Below are 21,669 nucleotides of genomic sequence, written 5' to 3'. Positions count from 1 at the left end.
GTCCATCTGGCCCTCGAAATTCCCTACATGACACCATAAAATCTCCCATCCCGGGCATTGTCAGACCCGGGTGTCACACTCGCAGCATGGTCGATCGCTGGGCACTCGCCGCGGTCGAGGGTGGTGGTGTGGAGGTCGCCCCCCTCGGCCCCGACGGGCTGCCCGGCGGGCCGGTGCGCTGGGAGGCGGACGCGGCCGAGGCGGTGCGGGCGCGGCCCGATGTGACGCGGTGGGTGTGGCGGTCCACCGGGGAGATGTATCCCGCTCTGCTCGCCGCGGGGGTGCGAGTGGAGCGGTGCTACGACATCGAGGCGGCCGAGACGCTGCTGCTCGGCCATGAGGGACGGTACGGGGAGCCCCGTTCGGCCGCCGCGGCCCTGGCGCGGCTGCGGGGCGGCCCGGTCCCGGCGGATCCGCCGCTGCGTCCGGCGGAACCGGGCGCCCAGTCACCGCTGTTCGAGCCGCAGTCGGCGCATGTGCCACTGGCCGACCTGCTCGCGGTGTACGTCGAGCAGCAGCGTCGGCATCAGCGCGCGGAGCACCCGGACCGGATGCGGCTGCTGACGGCGTCGGAGTCGGCGGGGACGCTGGTGGCGGCGGAGATGAACGCGTCGGGGCTGCCGTGGCGGGCGGACGTCCACCGGGAGGTGCTGCACGAACTGCTGGGCGAGCGGTACGCGGGCGGGGGCGAGCCACGGCGCCTCGCGGAGCTGGCGGAGGAGGTGTCGGCGGCGTTCGGGCGACGGGTGCGGCCGGATCTGCCGGCCGATGTGATCAAGGCGTTCGCGCGGGCGGGCATCAAGATCACCTCGACCCGTCGCTGGGAGATCGAGAACATCGACCATCCGGCGGTGAAGCCGCTGGTGGAGTACAAGAAGCTGTACCGGATCTGGGTCGCGCACGGCTGGTCGTGGCTGCACGACTGGGTGCGGGAGGGGCGTTTCCGGCCGGAGTTCCTGGCGGGCGGCACGGTGACGGGGCGCTGGGTCACCAATGGCGGGGGCGGGCTCCAGATCCCGAAGGTGATCCGGCGGGCCGTGGTCGCGGACCCGGGCTGGCGGCTGGTGGTGGCGGACGCCAGCCAGATGGAGCCGAGAGTGCTGGCCGCGATCTCCCGTGACCCCGGTCTCATGGAGGTGGCGGCCCGGGAGAGCGACCTGTACCAGTCGGTCTCCGACCACGCCTTCTCCGGCGACCGCGACCAGGCCAAGCTGGCGGTGCTCGGCGCGATCTACGGCCAGACCAGCGGCGACGGCCTCAAGAACCTCGCCGCGCTCAGACGCCGCTTCCCGCGCGCGGTGGCCTATGTCGACGACGCCGCCCGCGCCGGGGAGGAGGGCCGCCTGGTCCGCACCTGGCTGGGCCGCACCTGCCCACCAGCGGTCGGTTCCTCGCGGGACGACATCGGCGACGAGGCGGGCATCCCGATGGACGACGGCGAGGAGACGGCCGAGGGAGGGGGAGACGACGGCGCCGCGCAGGAGTGGGTACCGGGTTACGCGTCCCGCAACTCCCGCGCCCGGGGCCGCTTCACCCGCAACTTCGTCGTCCAGGGCAGCGGCGCCGACTGGACCCTCCTCCTGCTCGCCGCCCTGCGCCGGTCCTGCGTCGGCCTCTCCGCTGAACTGGTCTTCTTCCAGCACGACGAGGTCATCGTGCACTGCCCGGAGGACGAGACGGAGGCGGTGGTCGCGGCGATCCACGAGTCGGCCCGCCTGGCGGCCCGGCTGACGTTCGGGGAGACGCCGGTGCGGTTTCCGTTCAGTACGGCGGTGGTGGAGTGTTATGCGGAGGCGAAGTAGGGGTGGGGAGGGTGGGTGAAGGTACGGAAGTGGATATATGGGACGCCGGATCACAGGGTCACCGGCTCACCGGCTCACCGAACGGAGTGGACCGGCGGAGCCTCGGCTCAACCGAACAGCGAAGCCCCGAGTGGGCGGCCCCGGTCGTACCCCGGGAGGATCAGGAAGGACGCGCTGGCCGTCGTGGTCGTGAACGGCAGCAGCGCGTCGGAGGCGTCCATGCGGGAGAGCGTGGCGGTGAAGGTGCGCAGATCGTTCTGGAAGCTGATGAAGAGCAGACCGGGGGCGGGGTCGTCGATGCTGTAGGAGCGGCGGAGCATATGGCCGACACCGACGACGTTGGGGTTCGCCCTGCGGACATGGGCGTCCACGGGGACCAGATAGCGCCCGTCGGGTGTCTTGGCGCCCAGTCCGGGGGCCGAGGCGATGCCGCCACCGGAGAGGGGGACGCCGCTGGCCCGGCGCCGCCCGAAGACCGCCTCCTGCTCGGCGACGGACAGGGCGGCGAACCGCGTCAGGTCGAGTTCCATGCGCCGCAGTACGGCCAGGGTGCCGCCGGCGACCGCGGGCGGTCCCGCCAGCCACAGGTCACGTTCCTGCTCGGCGGCGGTGTTCGGGCCCACGATGCCGTCGATGAATCCGAGCAGGTTGCGCGGAGCGGAGCGGCCCTCGGCGACCGGCACCTCCGTACCGCGGCGTCCGAACTGCCGCCAGCGTTCCCGGACGCGGTCGCCGGCCTGGTCCAGGAGAGCGGCGGCGACGACCGGTACGAGCAGGGCGTCACCGGCGCAGATCTGGAGCAGCAGGTCACCGCCGCGCGCCCCTGCGGCGATCCGCTCGCGGGAGAAGCGCGGGAGGTCGGTCGCGCCGGGCAGGGCAGCCGTGCCGGACTGTGCCGTACCGGAGGGTGCTGTACCGGAGGGTGCCGTACCGGAGGACGCTTCGTCGGCAGACCCTGCCGCGCCGGACGGTGTCCCGCCGCCGGACGGTGCCCCATCGGCCCCCGCCGAACCCGCCCCGGCCGCCCCACCCGCCATCCGCACCAACCGTGGGCCCACACCCACGGTCACCGTCACATCGCCCGGCGACAGGCCCAGCAGCCGTGGGTCGGATCCGGCGGCGATGCTGCGGATGGCCTCGCCCAGTTCGGCCAGGAGGGGGCCGGGCGCCACCCCGGTGTCGAGGTCCGCCACCAGGGCCAGCAGATGGGTCTGGGCGATCCGGGGAAGCGTCACGCCCGCCTGATACCGGCCCGTCACCGCGACCGGCGCGGGCGCGGGCGCCGCCGACGCGGAGGCGTCCGGGCGACCGGGCCGGGCGGACCCCCCGGACCCCCCGGACCCCCCGGAGTCCCCGGAGTCCCCGGAGTCCCCGGCACCCCCTGGGTCCCCCGAGCACCCGGCGAGCACACCCGCCGCCACCGCCGCGCCCGTCGCGTCGAGGAACGCGCGGCGGGACGGGGGCGGGTGGTCGGGGCGGCGATGCATGATGCGTACAGTGCCACACCCGCCCCGCGACCGCCGCTCAACCGGCCTACTCCGGCCGGGAGTTCGACACCCCGGCGGCCGGTCCGGCGCCGTGCCAGACTGGGATCATGTCTCGATTAGCTCTTCGCGCGTTGGCGGCGGCTGCCCTGGGCGCCCTGACCCTGGTGACCGGCTGCGGTGGCGGCGGTGATGGCGGCGGCGGTGGCGGAAACGGCGACGACGGAGCGGGCGAGGGCCGTCGGCCGGACGGCACACGGGTGACGATCCGGGTGCCCGGCGACGCCCCGACGATCTCGGACGGGGTGTCCCTGGCCCGGCCCGGTGACCTGGTCCTGGTGGCCCCGGGCGTGTACCGCGAGTCGGTGCGGATCGACACCGAGCGCATCACCCTCCGAGGCGAGTCCCGGGCCGGGGTCGTCATCGACGGGCAGGTGCGGCGGCCGAACGGAGTGGTCGTCGCCGCGCCCGGAGTGGCCGTCGAGAACCTGACCGTGCGGAACAACACCCACAACGGCGTCCTGGTCACCGGCTCGGCGGCGGCGGTCAACAGCCTGCCGGGGAGCAGCGGCTATGACACCGGCGACGAACCCGTCACCCTCCTCAAGTCGTTCCTCGTCTCGCATGTGACCGCGACCCGCAACGGCCTGTACGGCATCTACGCCTTCTCCGCCCAGAACGGCGTCATCGAACACTCCTACGCCTCCGGCGGGGCGGACTCCGGGATCTATGTCGGCCAGTGCCGGCCGTGCCGGATCGTGGTGCGGGACAACATCTCCGAGCTGAACGCGGTCGGCTACGAGGGCACCAACGCCAGCGGTGACATGTACGTCGTCGGCAACCGGCTGGTCGGCAACCGCGTCGGGCTCACCACCAACTCCGACCACCAGGAGAAGCTGCTCCCGCAGCGCGACGCCGTCATCGCGGGCAACCTGATCGCGGACAACCAGCAGGAGCAGACCCCCGAACAGGCCGACGGCGGCTGGGGCATCGGCATCGGGGTCGACGGCGGCAGCGACAACCTGTTCGTCCGCAATCTGGTCACCGGCAACGTCAACGCCGGGCTGGTGATCACCGCGACCGCCGATCTGACGGCGGACCGCAACCGGATCACGGACAACACCTTCACCGCCAACGGCATCGACATCGGCTGGACCTTCCCCACGGCCACCCAGGGACAGGGCAACTGCCTGGAGGGGAACGAGCTGCGGACGACCGTGCCGGAGGGACTCGCGTCGAGCGCGTCCTGTCCGGTCCCCGCCACCTCCCCCACCCCCTCCGGCAGTTGGCGCAATCCGGTGGCGCCCCCGGGCATCCCGTTCACCGAGGTGGCCGCGCCCGCCGCGCAGCCGGAGTTCCCGGAGGCGGGCACGGCCGGCGCCACGGTCGTCCCGGAGGTTCCGGAACTGCCGGTCGTCGCCGACATCACGCTCCCGTCGCCGTCGCTGCTGGCCGGGGACGCCCGGGTACGGACCTCATGACCGACGGCCACCCGACCGCCGACCTCCCGAGCGGCGGCTACGACGCCGGGGAGGCTTCGGGCAGCGGCTGGACGGGGACGTAGGTCTGGGTGTCGAAGTCGAAGACCACGGGTCGGGGCGCGGAGGCGATGGCGGCCTCGACCCGGTACATGGTGCCGTCCGGGCCGATCCAGTAGCGCACGGTCTGGGAGGCACGGGGGGTGGGGTCGGCGCCGCGGGAACCGGGGTCGGCTTCGGCACTGGGGGCGGGGGTGGGGACGGGGTCGCCACCGGCACCCGCACCCGCGTCCGTATCCGCTCCCCCACCGAGATCGACGTCAGCACTGGGACCGTCACCGGCACCATCCCCGGAGCCGGAGCCGGAACCCGAACCGGAACCCGAGCCGGAGCCGGAGCCCGAACCCGAATCGGATCCCGAACCGCCCTCGGCCCGCGGTCCCCTCATGATGTCCGTCCGCTGCCCCCGCACCTCCTCCCGCCCCACCCAGGCCGCCCCGTTCTGCGGCAGCAGCGCGGAGTTGTCCGGCCGGTCGCTGCCGAGGTCGAGCGCGATGGCGAGGGCGCTGTCGAGGGTCATGCCGGATGCCTGCATCGGACGGCTGTACCACCCGGCCGCGGGCGGCGACGCCGGTGCCGCTGCCGGGGGATCCGCCATGGGATGGACGAGGACGGTGGTGGGGGTCCACTGGATCAGCCCGTTGCTGGAGGTGTCGCGCCCGCTCCCCCGCACCACCCCGTAACCGGTGTGGGTGCGGTAGTCGATGGAGCCGGTGATGATCAGTTGGCCGGTGACGTTCGGGACGGTGATCGTCACCGCCCGGCCGCCCGCCTGGTAGTTGAGGAAGCGGGTGACCGCCAGCCGGTTCACCTCGTCCGGGGTCAACGCCCGTGGCTCGGCGCGGTCGTCGCCGTCGCCGAGGAGGACGAAGGCGCTGGTCGCGGCGGTCGCGAGACAGAGGACGGCGGCTGCTGTCCAACGTAATCGCGGCCATCGGCGCGGCCGGTCCGCTGTCCCGGGCGTCCCGCGCCCGAGAAGGCGCCCCTTGAATCCGGCGCTCCGCGCCCCACCGACCCCCGCGCCGGCGCTCCGCGCCCCGCCGCCGAGTCGTCTCCGCTCGCTCTGTCGTCTCTGCCTGCTCCACATGCTCCGCACGCGGCGCGATCGTAACAGCTCTCTCCGAGGCACCCTCAAACTCCGAGGTTGCCAGACATGACGCTCCGTCAACTGTAGTCTCTGCGCGGGAGTTGCTGGATTTGCGTTAGCTTAGGACGAGGTAAAGGTGAGCTATGCGATTACGTGCACTACTGCGGATGGGGCTGTCCGGTCTGCTGCTCGTTGGGGGCGGCGCGGGGACGGTTCTGACCGGCGCCGGGCAGGCCGGAGCTGCTGCCCCTGACGGCACGCTGACCGTCGAGGTACTGCGGGACTTCTTCGGCACCGGCGTGATCAACACGACCATGGACGTGCCTCAGCGGGGCATGCGGGTCGAGGTCATCGACCTGGAGGGCAACCGGGTCACCGGTGTCACGGACGCCACCGGAAGGGTCGTCGTACCGTCGTCGAGCGAGCTGACCGGCGGCCGGTACCGGGTCGATGTCACCGTCCCGGCGCCCTACAGCGACTATCTCCGGGCGGCGCCCGCGTCGACCGAGCCGAACCACTTCGACAGCTTCACGTCGTTCGTGGACGTCTCGGACGGCAAGGACGACTCGGTGACCACCGGGGTCTGGAACCCGGCGGACTACACCCTGCCCGAGTCCCGGTACTTCGTGCCGGTCCAGAACGGCGCGAACGGGACGGACACCCGGGCGCTGGTGGCGTTCGGGACGGAGGTCCGGGGCAACTGCCCCGACCCGCAGGCGTGCCCGGAGGTCCTCAACACCCAGGACCAGGTGGGCACGACGTACGGGCTGGCCTTCGACCGGTTCCGTGACCAGCTGTTCCAGTCGTCGTTCGCCCGCCGGTACACCGCCTACGGGCCGGATGGCGGTAACGCGATCTACATCCAGCCCGTCGACGGCGGTGACCCGACGCTCTTCGCGACGGTGCCGGACGCCACGGAGACACCGCACGACACCGCCAATCTGATCAAGGACGCCGGGTTCACCGACGCTCCGGGCAAGGAGAGCATCGGCGGTCTGGCCCTGTCGGAGGACGGTTCGACCCTGTACGCGGTGAATCTGCTCACCCGTAGCCTGGTCAGCTTCGACGCGACGGGGCCCACGGCCTCGGCGCCCGAGGACACCGTGCCGATCCCCGACCCGGGCTGCGCGACGGACACGGACTGGCGTCCGTTCAGCGTGGCGGCCCACGACGGCAAGCTGTACGTCGGGGGTGTGTGCAGCGCCGAGAGCACACAGGACCGTGCGGACCTGAAGGCCGTCGTGGCCACCTATGACGGCGAGGACTTCACCACCGTCCTGTCCCAGCCGCTGGACTTCGAGCGCGGGGACGTCCTCGCCGGCCGTACCCAGGAGCAGGTCGACCACTGGAACCCGTGGAACACCGACCTCGCGGACTGGGACAGCTTCGACATCGGGGGCGCGATGATCAATCCGCAGCCGTCGCTGGCCAGCATGGCCTTCACCCGCGACGGTTCGCTGATCCTCGGCTTCCGCGACCGGTTCATGGACGTCGTGAGCTGGGGCGGACTGGACCCCAGACCCGGCAACAACACACCGCAGAGCGGCATGGCCGGCGGTGACATCAACATGGCCTGCGCCCGGCCGGACGGCGGCTACGACTGGGAGGGCACCGGGATCTGCCCCGACCACGCCACGGACCCGTCCCTCGACGGGGTCCAGCCCGCCAGCGTCGTCGAGTACTTCCCGGGTGACTACTTCCCGAACGGCGGCTCCTCGACCTCGCCGGGACCGCATCAGGAGTCGGCGCTGGGCTCGGTCGCCTACATCCCGCAGCAGCAGTGGGTCGTCAGCACCCAGATGGACCCGACCGGCCGGGTCATCACCAGCGGCACCGGCTACTACGACGTCGCCACCGGCCTCGGCCCCGGCAACGACCCGGTCAACAACGCGTACGAGTTCGTCGGCGCGGGACAGGGCGGGTTCGGCAAGGCCGGCGGTCTCGGCGACATCGCGTACGCGGCGGCCAACGCCCCGATCCAGATCGGCAACGTGGTCTGGTACGACGGCGACCGCAACGGCATCCAGGACCCGGGTCACGTACTGCTGCCGGGTGCCACGATCAACCTCCTGGACGCCGAGGGCGAACAGGTCGCCACGACCACGACGGACGCCGCCGGTGAGTACTACTTCGGCGGGGTCGGCGCGGAGTACGAGTTGACGCCGGGCGCCGAGTACACGGTGCAGTTCGATGTGTGCACGGCGGACACCAGCGAGGTGCCGGGTCAGCCGGCCGCCACCGACCTGCGGTTCACCCTGCCGCGCGCCGGTGACGACACGGTGCACGACTCCAACGTCACCCCGCCGACCACGGGCCGGCTCTGCAACGGGTACGCCCCGGTCACCGCACCGGCCGCACCAGGAGGGGTCGATCACACGATCGACGCCGGCGTGCACATCCCGGAGCCGGTGTCTCCGACGCCGACGCCGACGGCCTCCGAATCCCCGTCCCCGACCCCGACGGCCTCGGAATCGCCGTCCCCGACGCCGACCGAGTCCGACACCTCGGGCCCGAAGCCGACGGGCCCCGCGCCCAACGCCCCGGGTCCGGACGGCGGCCTCGCCGAGACCGGCATGTCCGGCCTCGGAGGTGTCCTCGCCCTCGTCGCCGTACTGGTGGGCGCGGGAGCGACGGTGGTGTACGCCAGCCGACAGCGGAGGGCCAGCCACCGCTAGGGCGGTAGCTCCGCGAGACGATGGGAGATGACTGTAGGTACCTCTATGTACCTCCTGGAGGTACATAGAGGTACCTGGAAACACCTGACGGGCCGGTGCACTGCACCGGCCCGTTCGGCATGGCTGGGCTGAACGGCCGGGCTGAACCGCTGGGCGGAACGGCCGGGCCGGGGTGGAGTCGCGGCGGTGGCTCGCTTCCCGCTCTGCCCTGCCCCGCACCTCGCCGTCTCGCCCGCGAGGGCCGACCCTCACATCGGCATGCCCCGCTCCGCCAGCCCGCTCTCGTACGCGATGATGACCAACTGCGCACGGTCACGCGCATGCAGCTTCGCCAAGAGGCTGCTCACATGGGTCTTCACCGTGGGCAGGCTGATCACCAGTCGGCCCGAGATCTCCGCGTTCGACAAGCCGTTCGCGATCAGCACGAGCACCTCCTGCTCCCGCCTGGTGAGGCCGACCAGTCGCGGGGCCGCCCGCGTCGTCTCGTCGGTGCGGGAGAAGTTCGCGATCAGGCGGCGAGTGACCGTGGGGGCCAGTACGCCCTCGCCCGTGGCGATGACCCGGATGCCGGCGACCAGGTCCGACGGTGAGACGTCCTTCAGCATGAAGCCGCTCGCGCCGGCCTGTAGGGCCGGGTAGACGTACTCGTCCATGTCGAACATCGTCAGGGCCAGGACACGCACACCCGTCAGCGTCTCGTCGGAGCAGATCTCCCGGGTGGCCGCGATGCCGTCCATGACCGGCATACGGAGGTCCATCAGGACGACGTCCGGGGTGAGTTCGCGGGCCAGTTCCACCGCTCTGGCGCCGTTCTCCGCCTCGGCCACCGTCTTCATTCCGGGGGTCGAGTCGATGAGGAGGCGGAAGCTTCCACGCAGCAGGGCCTGGTCGTCCGCGATCAGGACCCTGATCGCGGCCTCTGCCATTCCTTGCTCCTCGTCCCCTGGATACCGTTCATCGCCTTTCGAGCCTTGCGATGCTACCAGTCGGCTCTGATCAACTGCCTTTCTGTTGTGGCTCGTTGAGCAGCAGCGCCCCCGTCCCCGTGTCCCCGACGGTGACCGTCGCGCCGTAGTGGTCCGCCAGTCGGGCGAAGTCCGTGAGGATCTCCTTCGCCATGGTCGGAGCCGCCATGCGCGGGCGGCCTCTGCGGTGGACCGGGTGGCCGAAGCCCAGGTCTATCGGGTGGAGACGGGCCTCGATCAGCCTGCCGTCGTCGAAGGTGAGCACCGGTACCAGCGACTCCCAGTACTGGCGGTGCGGGGCGAAGAGGCGGCGGCCGTGGGCGCTCCGCTCGGCGAAGTAGCGGCCCGGGGTGAGCTGTTCGGCCGAGGTGACGTTCGTGTAGTCCTCGGCGGGGATCCGGTCCGCGAGGTCGATCTGGGTGACGATGTTGCCCAGGCTGTAGAAGATCGGTTTGTTGCCGTGGAGCTCGACGCCCCGGAGGAGATGCGGGCCGTGTCCGACCACCAGGTCGGCTCCCTCGTCGATCACCCGGTGGGCGAACTCGCGCAGGAACTCGCCCGGCGTCCGCGGGGTCGGGCCCGGCTCGTGGGAGTGCACGCTGACCATGACCAGGTCCGCTCGGCGTCGGGCCTCGGCCACCCACCGAGAGATGTCGTCCAGGTCCTTCGGGTCGCATGTGGTGGTGAAGCCCGGGGCGTCCGCGGCCTGGAAACGGGTGCCGAACAGGGTGAGCCTGTCGGGCGAGGGCATCGCGGGGTCGAAGCCGAGCAGCGTGCGCGCCTCGGTCCGACGGGCCCTCAAGCCTGTCTCGCCGTCGATCTCCCTGAGCATGTCCAGTTGAGCGGGCGTGACCTTCAGCGTCGCGCGGTGCCGCAAGGGGTTCAGGCCCGGACGGCCGGGCAGGTCCGGGGACGGGGGCGCCGCCTCGTGGCCGGGCAGGAACGTCGTACTGCAGGAGATCAGGGCGAGGCTGCCGCCGGGGCGGTCGACGTAGACCGGGCGCCGGGCGGCGGTGAGGTCGGCGCCGATGCCCGCGAAGGGGATTCGCCTCGCGGTCAGGAGGTCCACGGTGCCGAGGACGCCGTTCGTGCCCATGTCCAGCGCGTGGTTGTTCGCGCAGCCGAGCACCGTGAAGCCCATCGCCGTGATGTCGTCGATCACTGCGGGGTCGGCGATCAGGCCGCCGCCGCCCGCCGCGTTGTGTATGGGGTGGCCCTCGCCTGTCGCGGGGACCACCTCCAGGTTGGTGAAGGCGAAGTCCGCCGCCCGAAGCACCTCGCGGAGTTCCTCCGCCGCGGGGTCGGACGTGATCAGCGCTCCCCTGGTCGCCATGCAGTCGCCGGAGAGCGCCACCGTCAGCCGGGTCATCCCCTGGCCTCCCGCACCGCGCGGGTCAGTGAGGTCGCCGCGTCCGGTCCGGTGACCTCGATGCGCTCGCCGTCGACCAGGACCGTCGGGGTCAGCGCGACCCCTCGGGACGCGGCGACCTCGGAGACGTACGTCGCCCAGGGGGTGTACGCGGCCTGCCGGACGCAGGTCGCGAAGCCGCCGTCGGTGATGCCTGCCTCCTCTCCGGCCGCGATCAGCTGGGCCTCGCTGAGCCCGGGACCGCCCTCCGGGGGCTGCCGGTCGAACAGCACCGCGGAGTACTCCTCGAACCTGCCCCGGTCCGCCGCGCAGGCCGCCGCCGACGCAGCCCGGGTCGAGTAACCCTCGGGGCTGCTGCGACCGTCGAGGAAGGCGACCGGGTGGTGGACGACGCTGACGTCTCCCGCGGCCTTCAGCGTGTTCAGTTCGGCGGCCAGGGCCTTTTCCGTGTTCCGGCATTCGGGGCAGAGGTAGTCGAGGTAGAGGTCGATCCGTATCGCGCCCGTCGAGGCGGTCAGCCCCGCCTTGTCGTCGGTCGCCTCGGCGGGGACCCGGGCCGGTGCCTCGCCCGGCTCGGTGTTGTTCGCCCGGACGAGGCCGGCGCCGACGAGCGCGGCGGCGACCACCACGACGGTGGCCACGAGCGACACCAGCAGGGTGCGCCGCCGGCGGTGCCGCTTGCGCACCATCTCCCGCACCATGACGTCGGTCGGCTGTATGCCTGTCACTCCTGTCACTCCTTGACTCACTCCTTCATGTCCAGGACCCAGCGGTCCAGCGCGTACCGGGTTCGTGGATTGCGGACCAGGAAGGCCGCCGCGCCGAGGAAGACCAGGTCGCGTGCGATGTCGATGACGTAGCCGCGTTCGGCACCGCTCGTCAGGGTGCCTCCGCTGCTGAAGCAGCCGCAGTCGATGGACAGTCCCCTGGCCCATACCGAGGTGATGGCGGCTATGTACAGGACCATCAGGGCCACGGTGGCGACCGCCACCGCCCTGGTCGCCAGGCCGACGACCAGGAGCAGGGCGAGCGCCAGTTCGATGAACGGCACGACACCGCCGACCAGTTGGGCGGAGTCGTCGGGGACGATCCGGTAGAGGGCGACCGTGCGGCCGGACTCCGTGAGATCCCGGATCTTCACCAGGCCCGCGTAGCCCAGGACCGCCGCGAGGAGGAGCCGTGCGGCCGTGCCCACCCAGGGTTTCCGCACCCGTGCCTTCAGGTCGTGCACCGCGTGCGCCCTCCTCCCCTCCCTCACGACGTACGGGAGAACCGGTAGGTGGCCAGGCCCAGCGCCACCGCCGTGATGGCGGCCAGCAGGCCCAGCTCCGCGAGCACCGGCGGGTTCCAGTCGCCGAGCAGCAGACGGGTCTGTTCCGAGGTGAGGCTGTCGGGGCCCGGCAGGGTGCGGCGGACCGCGTCGACGCCGTAGGTGAGCGGGTTCAGCTTGACGACGGTGTCGAGCCAGCCCGGCAGACCGTTCGGCGGGAACATCGCGCCGGAGAAGAACATCAGCGGCATCATGCTGAGGTTCACCACGATCTGGAAGGTGTCGACCTGCTTGATCGTGACCGCCGCGAGCAGCCCGAACGCCGTGAACATCAGCGAGACGAGCAGCATCTCCAGGAGCACGAGCAGAAGCATCGGGGTGTAGCTGATGCTCGCGATGCCTCCGACCGACAGGACCATGAGGCCGTAGATCCCGCCCGTGGTGGCCCCGCCGAGCGCGAGGCCGAGCACGATGCTGGAGCGTGGGAACGGTGAGACGAGCATCTGGCGCAGGACGCCGAGTCTGCGGTCCCAGACCAGGGAGATGCCCACGGCGATCGCCGGGGCCTGTACGGACATCACCAGCACGCCGGGGAACAGGTAGGCCCGGTAGTCGTTGAGCTGGGCCTTGCCGAGGGTGGAGGACGCGGCGTCGAGGCCGGTGCCCAGGACGACGAGGAACAGCAAGGGGGTCACCAGGCCCATGGCGAGGCGTACCGGGTTGTGCCGCAGCCGTGTCATCTCGCGGCGCCAGAGCAGGGCGTACGGCCTGAGCGCGTGGCCGCGCCGGTCGGTCGGCGCGCTGTGGGGTGTGGTGGTGGTGTCGGCGGGTGCGAGGGGTGCCATGTCGGTCCGGCTCATCGTCGTCCCTCCCCGATGGTGCCGAGTGTGGGGGCGTGCGGCGCGCTCTCCCTGATGGCGGACCCGGTGTGGTGCAGGAAGACGTCGTCGAGCGTCGGTGGGGTGACGGTCACCGAGCGGACGGTCGGGCCCAGTTCGGCGCAGAGGCGCGGGACGAGGGTGGCGCCGTTCGACACCCGTACGCGCAGGCCGTCGGGGCCGGGTTCCGCGGTCAGGCCGAAGCGGTCGGACAGGGCTTCCGCGGCGCTCGGGTCGTCCTCCGTGCGCAGGACGACGAGGTCGGCGCCGATGACGGACTTCAGTTCCGCGGGCGTCCCCTCGGTGATCGCCTTGCCCCGGTCGATGATCGCGATCCGGTCGCAGTGCTCGGCCTCCTCCAGCTGGTGCGTGGTGAAGAAGACCGTGATCCCCCGCTCCCGCCGCAGCCTGTCCAGGTGCTCCCAGACCGCCGCGCGGGTCTGCGCGTCGAGGCCGGTGGTCGGTTCGTCGAGGAAGAGGACGCGGGGGGAGCCGAGGAGCCCGCGGGCGATCTCCAGACGGCGGCGAAGGCCGGTGGAGAAGCGCTGTACGGGGATGTCGCCGCGCTCGGACAGCTCCATCAGGTCGAGCATCGCGGCGATCGCGGTCCGTGCCTCGCGGCGGCCGAGCCCGCACAGGTCGGCCTGGAAACGGAGGTTCTCGGCCGCGGTGAGGTCCATGTCGAGCGTCGACTCCTGAAAGACGATGCCGATGCGACGGCGGACCTCGGCGGGCCGGGTCGCCACGTCGAAGCCGGCCACTTCCGCCCGGCCGGCCGTGGGTGTGAGCAGTGTGGTCAGCATGCTGATCGTGGTCGTCTTGCCGGCGCCGTTCGGGCCCAGGAAGCCGAACGTGGCGCCTTCGGGCACCTCCAGGTCCAGGCCGTTGACCGCCGGTGAGGTGCCGTAGTACGCGTACAGGCCCTCGGCCCGGATCGCTGTCATGAGCGGCTCCTCCCGTCGGGCCGCCGCACCGCCAGGACGGTCCGGAACACGCTCAGCTCGCCCGGCTCGTCCACGGGCCGTCCGTCGACCTCGACCCAGGCATGCGCGCCGAAGGGCTGGATGCGGAACCCGGTGCACCAGTCGGCCCACCTGCCCCGGGCCCGGACGAGCAGGAGGGTGGCCACGGAGCGCTGGAGGCAGCCGAGGCCCGCGCAGCGGGTGCTGACGGAGACGACCGACCGCCGGGCACGCGCCACCTCGCCGTACGCGGCGGGCCGGGTGCCCTTGCTGATCACGCGCAGCACCCGTTGCAGCCGTGCCGGGGGCAGCCGGACCAGGAGGCGGGCCGCGCCGGCCGCGCATCTGGGCGCGAGCTGCCGGTGCGGGGGGAGGCGCGGGGCCTGTTCGGCGACGGCGGGGGTGGTCACCGCGACACCTCCAGGAGGTGGGCCGCGCTCAGCGATTCGATGAGGGCCAGCACGTCCCTGTGCGCCTGCTCCTCGCTGACCGGGGCGACCTCGGCGAGGCTCGCGGCGGTCGCGTCGGGGGTCGCTCCTTCGAGGAGGCGGCGCAGGATGGCGGAGCCGGACCGGTTCAACTGCCAGTAGCGGCCCCGGCGCCCGTCGAGCAGTACGGCGCCGGTCTCCACGGAGGTGAGGGTGACATCGCGGGCGAGCCTCAGCTTCACGTGCGTTCTCCCATGTCGTGGGGGTGTGGCCGGGAGTGCGTCCGGAGCCAGCTCTCGCAGGCCACGGTGGTCTCGATCGGGTGGAGGTGATGGGACATCGGCCCGGGGTCGAGCACCGCGGACCGGAACGCCGCCGGGTCCACGAGTCCGAGCCGGGCGAGGTGCGAGTCCTCGCACAGCTCCAGGAACCGGGCCCGGTTGCGTTCGAGTCCCCGGAACGCCTCGGCGCTGAACTCGCCCTTGTCCCGGCGGTCGAGGATGTCGGCGGGTACGACGTCCCGTACGGCGGCGGCCAGCAGCGGCTTGAACCGTCCGGGCGCCAGGCGCTGGTCGATCGCGGTGGACAGCGCCGCCTCCAGTACGCGGTCGTCGAGGAAGGGCGCGTCCCAGACGATGCCCCGGCCCGCGCCCGTGCCCGCGAGGGCCGTGTTGACCTGACGTACCGTCTTCCCCTCGAAGACGATCGACGCGAGCGCCTGATGGCGGGCCCGGTCGGCGTCCAGCGGCTGCGGCGTCTCGTCGGCGGCCGTGGCGAACAGCTTCCGTACGGCGGCCACGGCGTCCGGTGTGGCCCAGGCGGGCATGCGGGGCGCGAACACCCAGCCGAAGTCGGGCTCGTCGAGCCGTGCGGGCGGGGTGCTGATCCGGGCGGCGACCGCGGTGAGGTTCTGCGCGAACGTCGACCGGTCCGCGAGCGACCGTACGGTCGCGGCCAGCGACCAGCGGTTGGCAAGGCGGTAGCGGTTCACCAGCCTCAGCCCGCTGACCGGGTTGGCACGGGCCAGGGACCAGGCGCAGGCGGGCATCCGGCCGAACAGTTCGTCCCCGCCGAAGCCGGTCAGATGCAGGGACGAGCCCTCCGCCGTGGCCCGTTTCGCCAGGTCCTTGATGTGGGCGAGCCCGGAGGCCCAGGTCGAGGGCCCTTCCGGGGCCGACGGCGGATGCTCGGCGGTGTAGCCGACGTCGAACATGTTCTCGGCGCGGTCCGCGGCGAGCATGTGGTGCCGGGCCCTCGGCAGCATCGCGGCGGCCTTGCGGGCCCAGGCGGTGTCCTCGTTGGCGTGGTCGAGCGGCATGACGTGGTACGTGACCAGATCGGCGCCCGCGCTGTCGGCGAGGAAGCAGAGGGAGGTCGAGTCGAGGCCGCCGGACAGGTCGGCGCTGATCGTCCGGTCAGGGCGTGCCCGGGGGGCGAGCGGGTCGGAGACTGGGCGTACCCGGGTGTCGATCGCACCGGAAACCGGGCGCACCCGGGTGTCAATCGCCTCGGAACCCGGGCGTACCCGGGTGGCGATCGCCTCGGACAGCGCCGAGCGGACGGCTTCCGCGCCCTGCGCGAGCGACAGGGACGCCTCCGGCAGCCGCCACCAGCGCCGCTGCCGTGACCGGCCGTCGGTGTCCAGTTCGAGCCAGTGCCCGGTGGCGAGCGCGTCGATGCCCCGGCGGACGGTACGCAGGGAGAGCGGCCAGGGTGCTCCGCCGGGCGCCAGCAGCCGCGCGGCCAGCACCGTCTCGTCGAGGCCGGCGTCGGTGAGGCGCAGCAGCGGTTCCATGCCGCTCGCCGCGACCGTCACCCGGTGGACCTCGGTGGTGAAGATCTGCCGTACGCCGGACACGGATCCCTGGACGCGGGTCCTGCCGTCCATCGAGACCGCCAGATGGAAGAGTCCCGGCAGCCGGGACGCGAGCGTGTCCACGTCGTGCAGGGAGCGCATCCGGTCGAGCGCGGCCGTCGTCGCCGCCCGGTCCAGCCGGGTGCGGCCGAGGAGCACCATCCGGCGCGGGCCCGCTTCGACCACCGTGACCTCGTCCTCGGGCCAGGTGCCGACGATCCAGGGCCGCCCCGACGCGTGGTCGATCCGCTGGGCCGCCCTCAGCTCCGCGGCCGGGCGGGCGCCCGCGGGGCAGTCCGGAAGAACTGTGAATTCCATGTCGCCTCGTTCCCCGGGCGGTGCCGGTGCGCCGGAGCGCACCGGCACCGGTGCGATCACCAGAAGCAGACGACGGCGTAGCCACAGCCGGCGAAGTCGCCACAGCTACCGACACCGAGGCACTTGGTCAGCTCGTCGAAGTCGCCGATCTCCTGGAGGGCGGGGGGCTCGTAGCTGGCGGACATGGTTCCTCCCAGATGGTCGGTCGTTCGGGCCGACCAGTTCGGCCCGTGACCTGTCCAGGAAGTTACGAGGAGGCATGTCCCACTGGCATGGGCCAAGTGCCTCATGCACGTCCCGTCACATGTCCCAACGGCGGTGCCGGACATAGCCGACGGCGAGCGCCGCCGCCGTCCACACGAGCAGCACCGCGAATCCGGTGTACGCGTCGTCCGAGTGGACGGTGAGCATCCGCATGCCCGCCTGGTCGGGGAAGTACTGGGCCACCTCCTTCGTCGCTCCGATGACGGAGAGGATCTGAGTTCCGGCGAGCACCATCGGGAGCAGTACGGCCAGGGGCAGGACGGCGCTGCGGGCCGCCGCGGCCACACCTGCCGCGAACAGGCTCATCAGCATCAGGTAGACCACCGCTCCGGCCAGGGCCCGGGGGACGCCGTCCGCGTCGATCGAGCTGCCGTGGGAGCCGAGGGCGACCTGTGTGACCAGGTAGCTGACGACGATGACGGGGGCCGCCACAGCCGCGGCGGCGAGGGCGGTGACGGTCATCTTGGCCGCGTAGAGCCGGCCTCGCCGGGGCACGGCGAGCAGCGAGACGCGCATCATGCCCGAGGCGTACTCGCTGGAGACGATGAGGACGCCGAACACGAGCAGGGCGAGCTGGCCGTAGAGGATGCCGTCCAGTCCGGCCTGCTCGGGGGTGAAGTCGGAGCGGAGCCCGGGGCTGTCGGACTCGATCGCGCCCTTCGCCGACCAGCCGCCGAGGGCGCCGATGCAGACGCTGACGGGGACGAAGAGCAGCAGTGCGACGAACGTGCCGCGGATGCCGCGCAGCTTGGTGATCTCGGCCCGGATGGCCGCGGCCGTCTCAGACATGGGTGGTGCTTCCTCCGTTGCCGGTGAGCTTGAGGAAGGTGTCCTCAAGGGATGCCATATGGGTGCTCAGCTCTTCGAGCGGGAGCCCGCTCGCCGCCGCCAGCCGGCTGATCTCGGCCGCCGGCATGCCGTCGACTTCGATACTGCCGTCCGCAGCGCGCCTCAACTCGGCGCCCCGCTGCCGCAGTTCGGTGTTGAGCCGCAGGGGTTCCGGGGTCCGCACCCGTACATAGCTCCGACCGTGGCGCTCCAGAAAATCCGACGTCGCGGTCTCCGCGAGGAGTTGTCCGCGGTTGATGACGACCAGCTGGTCCGCGACCATGGACATCTCCGTCATCAGATGGCTGGAGACGAGCACGGTCCGGCCCTCGGCGGCCATGGAGCGCAGCAGGTCACGCAGCCACCGGATGCCCTCCGCGTCGAGGCCGTTGACCGGCTCGTCGAGCACCAGGACCGGCGGGTCGCCGAGCAGGGCCGCGGCCAGGCCGAGCCGCTGGGCCATGCCGAGGGAGAACGTGCCGATCCGGTTCCTGGCCGCCGCGGTGAGGCCGACCGTCTCCAGGACCTCGCCGACCCGTTTCCGGGCGATCCGGTTGCTCTGCGCGAGCCACAGCAGATGGTTGGCCGCGGTCATCCCGCGGTGCGGGGCCGACGTCTCCAGCAGGGCACCGACATGCCGGGCGGGGTACCTCAGTTCGTGATAGGCGCGGCCTTGCACCGTCGCGGATCCGGTGTCGGGGCGGGTGAGGCCCAGCACCATCCGCAGTGTCGTGGACTTCCCGGCTCCGTTGGGGCCCAGGAAGCCGGTGACGGTTCCCGGCCGCACCGAGAAGGTGAGACCGTCGACGACGGTGTGCTGGCCGTATCGCCTGGTCAGGTTCTGGACGTCAATCACACGGTGAGTCTCGTCGGGCGTCCCGCCGACCGCATCGGTCCCGGGGCTGGACTGCCGGACGGCCTTCGCGCGCCGAACCCATACCTGCGGATGAGTCCGGGTCAGTACGGCAGCGTGGCCACGACCCGGAAACCTCCGCCCGGGGCGGGTCCGGCGCTGAGTGTGCCCCCGTGCGCGGCGGTCCGTTCCTTCATCCCGACGAGGCCCATTCCGCCGCCGGGCACGGTCGGCCGGTGCCCCGCCCCGGGCCCGTCGTCCGCGACGTCGATCATCACCATGCCCTGTTCCGCCGTGAGACGGACCCGGCAGCCGGTCGGCGCGGCGTGCTTGACGACGTTGGTCAGCGCCTCCTGCACGATCCGGAACGCGGACAGCGCGACCCCGTCCGGGGGTTCCTCCGGACACCTGGACCGCAGGTCGACACGGACGCCGGCCGCCTCGGCCGTACGGACCAGAGCGGGCAGGTCCGCCAGCCCGAGAGCCGGCCGGAGGTCCTGGGCCCCGTCGTCCGGCTCCCGGCGCAGCACCCTGAGGGTGGCCCGCATGTCGCTCAGCGCTCTGCGGCTGACATCCTCGATCACCTTGAGTGCCTCCTGCGCCTCCTCCGGGTGGGTGACGACGACATGGTTGGCGACTCCCGCCTTGATCGCGATCAGGCCCACGCTGTGGGTGACGACGTCGTGGATGTCACGGGCGATACGGAGGCGTTCCTCGACCTTCGCCTGCTCGGCGGCGTGCTCGATGGCGCGCCTGGTGCTCTCCCGCCGTTCCCTGACGGCCGATCCGGCCGCCCAGGTGGCGCCGAGCACGAGCAGCCCGAACAGAACCTGCACGACCCTGGTCCCGCCCTGGTAGCTCTGTCCTCCCGTCGCCGTGAGCAGGACGGCGCCCACCGCGCACAGGCCGGTGATGAAGGCCGCGGACAGCCCCGGCCGTTGTCGCCTCGTCGTGGCCACCACGTACAGGGCGTACGCGGTGGCGAGAAACGGGATCGGTCCGACGCCGACGGCCAGCGCGACGCAGGCGGCGGCCAGGACGAACCCGAAGACCGGTACGGGCCAGAGCCGCCGGACGACCAGCGGAAGCGCGGTGCTCAGCGAGAGCAGCCACATGGTGCTGCCGCTCACTCCGTCGGCGAGGTCCGGCCGCAACAAGGTCACCTGCGGAAGCAGTACGAACCCGAGCGCGACCGGCACGTCGAGCATGATCAAGCGCCGCTTTTGGGGATCACCCATACCGTGAACGTATTCGTTCGGTTCATGCTATGTCCAACGTAATGGCGCGATTACCTCTCTACCGGCCATACGGGTCCGCCTTTTCCGGGAGTTCGCCGTCACTCTAAATTGACCACATCACCGCCACCAGGCGGGCACCCGATCACCACGACCGGAAACAGACCTTCCCCACACAGCCGCCAAGGCCCCCTCGCCCGGAACCACCGGCCACATCACGCCCCTGGACCGAGAATCGCCCCTAAGTGGAACCCGTCATTTCGCTTGAGAGGCTACCTTGCGCGCCGGTCGAACACCTACGCATACTCGGCATCAGCCGCATGTAGCACACACCGTACTTCTCATGAACACAAATAATGGCACCGCCTTCAATTCATCGCAGCCAAAATAGGCATACCACTCCAGCACTCCCGCCCTCCCGCCCTCCCGCACACCTGCACTCCTGCACTCCTGTTCGGCATGGAAACAAACCAGACACGGGGGTCACATCAATCCATGAAAAGCAACGTGTTCATCATCAGCGACAGCCCGATCACCGTTGCGGGAATTGAAGCAATCATCGATCAGGACGAGAAATTTTCCCTCGTGGGGCAGGCCGCGGGAAGCTCCGACGGCATACGACGTCTCGAAGACACCGCATTCCAGCCGGACGTCGTCATACTCGGCGAACCGTCCTCGAAAAAAACCATCTGCGAGACCGTACAGCGGATCTTCTCGAACTATCACCGCGAGAAGTTACGACCCAGGATAATCGTGGTGTCGCAACAGGATGACGACGACGTCATCGTCGCCGCTCTACGGGTGGGCGTGAGCGGATATCTCACGCAGATCAGGTCGTCCGAGGAACTGCTCCATGCCATTCAGATAGTCGCCGAGGGCGGCGCCGCATTCAGCCCGACCATAGCTTCCCGACTCAGCCGGTACTTCTCCAAGATGCAGAGCGGACCGAACCTGACGGAATTTCCCGACCTCACCAGCAGGGAGCTGGAGATACTGGAATTACTCGCGCGCGGACTGGGAAACCAACAGATCGCCCGTAGGCTCTTCCTGGCCGAAAAGACAGTGCGCAACTACATCTCCCGGATTTTCACAAAACTGGAGGTGCACGACCGGGCCACGGCGGTGGTGGTGGCCCGCGACGCCGGCCTCGGCGGACTCACGGGGCCGTCGGCTCCGCAGGGCATCTGACGCCGTGGCCGCACGCCCCCGGCGGACCGTCAGTCTGCCACCGCCGGTCTGGTCGGATCACTCCCTCGTCAGCAGGGTTCGAGGTGGCTGGGGCCGGGGCGGGCCGGGGCCGAGGCCGAGGCCCGTCGGCGGAGCGGGCGGGGCGCCGTCCGTACGACGACACGGCTGGAGCCCGGTGGGACATGAGACAAGAGACGTGAGGCAAGGGACAAGGGACAACACGGCTGACATCAGCGCCGTCGCGCGGAGGAGGCACGTTCCGGAGCCCCCAGTGACCGCTTCTTGTGAGCCGACCGCCTGTCCTGTTCGGTGGCGAAGGGGACTGCGGTAGGTCCAGTTCTCCAAGTCGTCGAACTCATAGAGGAGTGGGGCGTCGCGGCCGTTGACGAGTGCCGAGCTGGCTGGCATCCGCCGGGACCAACATCCGCCAGCTGCCGTCCTGCTGCCAGATGTAGGGGTCCCGGTACAGGATGGTGCCGACGGGGCGCTATGGGAGGAACGACGACGCTGACCGTCTGATTTGATCCAAATGCGTCCGCCGGGCCGATGCGCGACTCGGCGAGGGTGACCGGCTTCCCCCCCCCATTACCTTCTTGGTGGCCCCGCAATGGGGCGCCCGGCCTCCGGAGTTGGCATGACTCTCTCCCCCTGTCGAGTTGATGGCTTGGGG

The 21,669-nt window shown here is 71.2% G+C and carries 19 protein-coding genes; 4 read left to right on the top strand and 15 right to left on the bottom strand.

From position 1 onward, the window contains the following. Window positions 1–86: 86 nt before the first annotated feature. Window positions 87–1,802 carry a bifunctional 3'-5' exonuclease/DNA polymerase gene (locus ABZX40_RS31070; RefSeq protein ID WP_355745233.1) on the top strand — a complete coding sequence of 572 codons (1,716 nt, stop codon included), beginning with the start codon at window positions 87–89 and terminating at the stop codon, window positions 1,800–1,802. Between the two features lie 107 nt (window positions 1,803–1,909). On the opposite strand, the gene ABZX40_RS31065 is transcribed toward ABZX40_RS31070, so the two are convergent. Further along, window positions 1,910–3,289, bottom strand: coding sequence for a Dyp-type peroxidase (locus tag ABZX40_RS31065; protein WP_355745236.1), 1,380 nt, complete (start codon window positions 3,287–3,289; stop codon window positions 1,910–1,912). 107 nt (window positions 3,290–3,396) lie between these two features. Between ABZX40_RS31065 and ABZX40_RS31060 the strand changes: the two genes are divergently transcribed. Beyond that, window positions 3,397–4,767 (top strand): right-handed parallel beta-helix repeat-containing protein, encoded by a 1,371-nt coding sequence (locus ABZX40_RS31060; RefSeq protein ID WP_355745239.1) that lies wholly within the window; start codon window positions 3,397–3,399, stop codon window positions 4,765–4,767. Between the two features lie 37 nt (window positions 4,768–4,804). Here ABZX40_RS31060 and ABZX40_RS31055 read toward each other — a convergent pair whose 3' ends face one another. Then, complete coding sequence (locus ABZX40_RS31055; RefSeq protein ID WP_355745242.1) at window positions 4,805–5,650, bottom strand: hypothetical protein; 846 nt, start codon at window positions 5,648–5,650, stop codon at window positions 4,805–4,807. A gap of 428 nt (window positions 5,651–6,078) precedes the next feature. Between ABZX40_RS31055 and ABZX40_RS31050 the strand changes: the two genes are divergently transcribed. Next, window positions 6,079–8,586: an SdrD B-like domain-containing protein gene (locus ABZX40_RS31050; RefSeq protein ID WP_355745310.1), complete on the top strand. Its 2,508-nt coding sequence runs from the start codon at window positions 6,079–6,081 to the stop codon at window positions 8,584–8,586. Between the two features lie 248 nt (window positions 8,587–8,834). On the opposite strand, the gene ABZX40_RS31045 is transcribed toward ABZX40_RS31050, so the two are convergent. The 13 genes from ABZX40_RS31045 to ABZX40_RS30985 all read right to left on the bottom strand — a co-directional run bounded on the left by ABZX40_RS31045 (window position 8,835) and on the right by ABZX40_RS30985 (window position 19,814). After that, complete coding sequence (locus ABZX40_RS31045; protein WP_355745245.1) at window positions 8,835–9,512, bottom strand: response regulator transcription factor; 678 nt, start codon at window positions 9,510–9,512, stop codon at window positions 8,835–8,837. Window positions 9,513–9,582: 70 nt separating this feature from the next. Then, window positions 9,583–10,920, bottom strand: coding sequence for a lasso peptide C-terminal Trp epimerase (gene mslH, locus ABZX40_RS31040; protein ID WP_355745248.1), 1,338 nt, complete (start codon window positions 10,918–10,920; stop codon window positions 9,583–9,585). Further along, entirely contained in the window at window positions 10,917–11,648 is a 732-nt protein-coding gene (locus ABZX40_RS31035) for a thioredoxin domain-containing protein (protein ID WP_355745251.1), read from the bottom strand. The genes mslH and ABZX40_RS31035 overlap by 4 nt, the downstream gene beginning before the upstream one ends. 17 nt (window positions 11,649–11,665) lie before the next feature. Then, window positions 11,666–12,151 carry a MauE/DoxX family redox-associated membrane protein gene (locus ABZX40_RS31030; protein ID WP_355745254.1) on the bottom strand — a complete coding sequence of 162 codons (486 nt, stop codon included), beginning with the start codon at window positions 12,149–12,151 and terminating at the stop codon, window positions 11,666–11,668. 23 nt (window positions 12,152–12,174) lie between these two features. Then, entirely contained in the window at window positions 12,175–13,050 is an 876-nt protein-coding gene (locus ABZX40_RS31025; protein ID WP_355745257.1) for an ABC transporter permease, read from the bottom strand. Continuing rightward, on the bottom strand, window positions 13,047–14,012 hold the full coding sequence (locus ABZX40_RS31020; RefSeq protein ID WP_355745260.1) for an ATP-binding cassette domain-containing protein: 966 nt from the start codon (window positions 14,010–14,012) through the stop codon (window positions 13,047–13,049). The genes ABZX40_RS31025 and ABZX40_RS31020 overlap by 4 nt, the downstream gene beginning before the upstream one ends. After that, complete coding sequence (locus ABZX40_RS31015; protein ID WP_355745263.1) at window positions 14,009–14,440, bottom strand: lasso peptide biosynthesis B2 protein; 432 nt, start codon at window positions 14,438–14,440, stop codon at window positions 14,009–14,011. Before ABZX40_RS31015 ends, ABZX40_RS31020 begins: the two co-directional genes overlap by 4 nt. Next, window positions 14,437–14,700, bottom strand: coding sequence for a lasso peptide biosynthesis PqqD family chaperone (locus ABZX40_RS31010; RefSeq protein WP_355745266.1), 264 nt, complete (start codon window positions 14,698–14,700; stop codon window positions 14,437–14,439). Before ABZX40_RS31010 ends, ABZX40_RS31015 begins: the two co-directional genes overlap by 4 nt. Further along, window positions 14,697–16,631: a lasso peptide isopeptide bond-forming cyclase gene (locus ABZX40_RS31005; protein WP_355745269.1), complete on the bottom strand. Its 1,935-nt coding sequence runs from the start codon at window positions 16,629–16,631 to the stop codon at window positions 14,697–14,699. Before ABZX40_RS31005 ends, ABZX40_RS31010 begins: the two co-directional genes overlap by 4 nt. A gap of 56 nt (window positions 16,632–16,687) precedes the next feature. Next, a complete protein-coding gene (locus ABZX40_RS31000; protein WP_355745272.1) occupies window positions 16,688–16,816 on the bottom strand; it encodes an aborycin family tricyclic lasso peptide in 129 nt (42 codons plus the stop codon). A 115-nt stretch (window positions 16,817–16,931) separates the two neighbouring features. Continuing rightward, window positions 16,932–17,684: an ABC transporter permease gene (locus ABZX40_RS30995; protein WP_355745274.1), complete on the bottom strand. Its 753-nt coding sequence runs from the start codon at window positions 17,682–17,684 to the stop codon at window positions 16,932–16,934. After that, on the bottom strand, window positions 17,677–18,579 hold the full coding sequence (locus ABZX40_RS30990; RefSeq protein WP_355745277.1) for an ATP-binding cassette domain-containing protein: 903 nt from the start codon (window positions 18,577–18,579) through the stop codon (window positions 17,677–17,679). The genes ABZX40_RS30995 and ABZX40_RS30990 overlap by 8 nt, the downstream gene beginning before the upstream one ends. Before the next feature lie 101 nt (window positions 18,580–18,680). Then, a complete protein-coding gene (locus ABZX40_RS30985; RefSeq protein ID WP_355745280.1) occupies window positions 18,681–19,814 on the bottom strand; it encodes a sensor histidine kinase in 1,134 nt (377 codons plus the stop codon). Window positions 19,815–20,306: 492 nt separating this feature from the next. Here ABZX40_RS30985 and ABZX40_RS30980 point away from each other — a divergent pair, with 492 nt between their 5' ends. After that, window positions 20,307–20,999: a response regulator transcription factor gene (locus ABZX40_RS30980; protein WP_355745283.1), complete on the top strand. Its 693-nt coding sequence runs from the start codon at window positions 20,307–20,309 to the stop codon at window positions 20,997–20,999. Window positions 21,000–21,669: the final 670 nt, after the last annotated feature.

The sequence above is a fragment of the Streptomyces sp. NPDC004610 genome (assembly GCF_040609715.1).
In the GTDB taxonomy this organism is placed as follows: domain Bacteria; phylum Actinomycetota; class Actinomycetes; order Streptomycetales; family Streptomycetaceae; genus Streptomyces.
This window is presented reverse-complemented; position numbering and strand designations above follow the sequence as displayed.

Excerpts from the sequence above, each read along its gene's own strand:
- ABZX40_RS31065 (WP_355745236.1), bottom strand. The coding sequence starts at position 3,289 with ATGCATCGCCGCCCCGACCACCCGCCCCCGTCCCGCCGCGCGTTCCTC.
- ABZX40_RS31045 (WP_355745245.1), bottom strand. The coding sequence starts at position 9,512 with ATGGCAGAGGCCGCGATCAGGGTCCTGATCGCGGACGACCAGGCCCTG.
- mslH (WP_355745248.1), bottom strand. The coding sequence starts at position 10,920 with ATGACCCGGCTGACGGTGGCGCTCTCCGGCGACTGCATGGCGACCAGG.
- ABZX40_RS31060 (WP_355745239.1), top strand. The coding sequence starts at position 3,397 with ATGTCTCGATTAGCTCTTCGCGCGTTGGCGGCGGCTGCCCTGGGCGCC.
- ABZX40_RS31000 (WP_355745272.1), bottom strand. The coding sequence starts at position 16,816 with ATGTCCGCCAGCTACGAGCCCCCCGCCCTCCAGGAGATCGGCGACTTC.
- ABZX40_RS31070 (WP_355745233.1), top strand. The coding sequence starts at position 87 with ATGGTCGATCGCTGGGCACTCGCCGCGGTCGAGGGTGGTGGTGTGGAG.
- ABZX40_RS30995 (WP_355745274.1), bottom strand. The coding sequence starts at position 17,684 with ATGTCTGAGACGGCCGCGGCCATCCGGGCCGAGATCACCAAGCTGCGC.
- ABZX40_RS31020 (WP_355745260.1), bottom strand. The coding sequence starts at position 14,012 with ATGACAGCGATCCGGGCCGAGGGCCTGTACGCGTACTACGGCACCTCA.
- ABZX40_RS30985 (WP_355745280.1), bottom strand. The coding sequence starts at position 19,814 with ATGGGTGATCCCCAAAAGCGGCGCTTGATCATGCTCGACGTGCCGGTC.
- ABZX40_RS31050 (WP_355745310.1), top strand. The coding sequence starts at position 6,079 with ATGGGGCTGTCCGGTCTGCTGCTCGTTGGGGGCGGCGCGGGGACGGTT.
- ABZX40_RS31005 (WP_355745269.1), bottom strand. The coding sequence starts at position 16,631 with ATGGAATTCACAGTTCTTCCGGACTGCCCCGCGGGCGCCCGCCCGGCC.
- ABZX40_RS30980 (WP_355745283.1), top strand. The coding sequence starts at position 20,307 with ATGAAAAGCAACGTGTTCATCATCAGCGACAGCCCGATCACCGTTGCG.
- ABZX40_RS31025 (WP_355745257.1), bottom strand. The coding sequence starts at position 13,050 with ATGAGCCGGACCGACATGGCACCCCTCGCACCCGCCGACACCACCACC.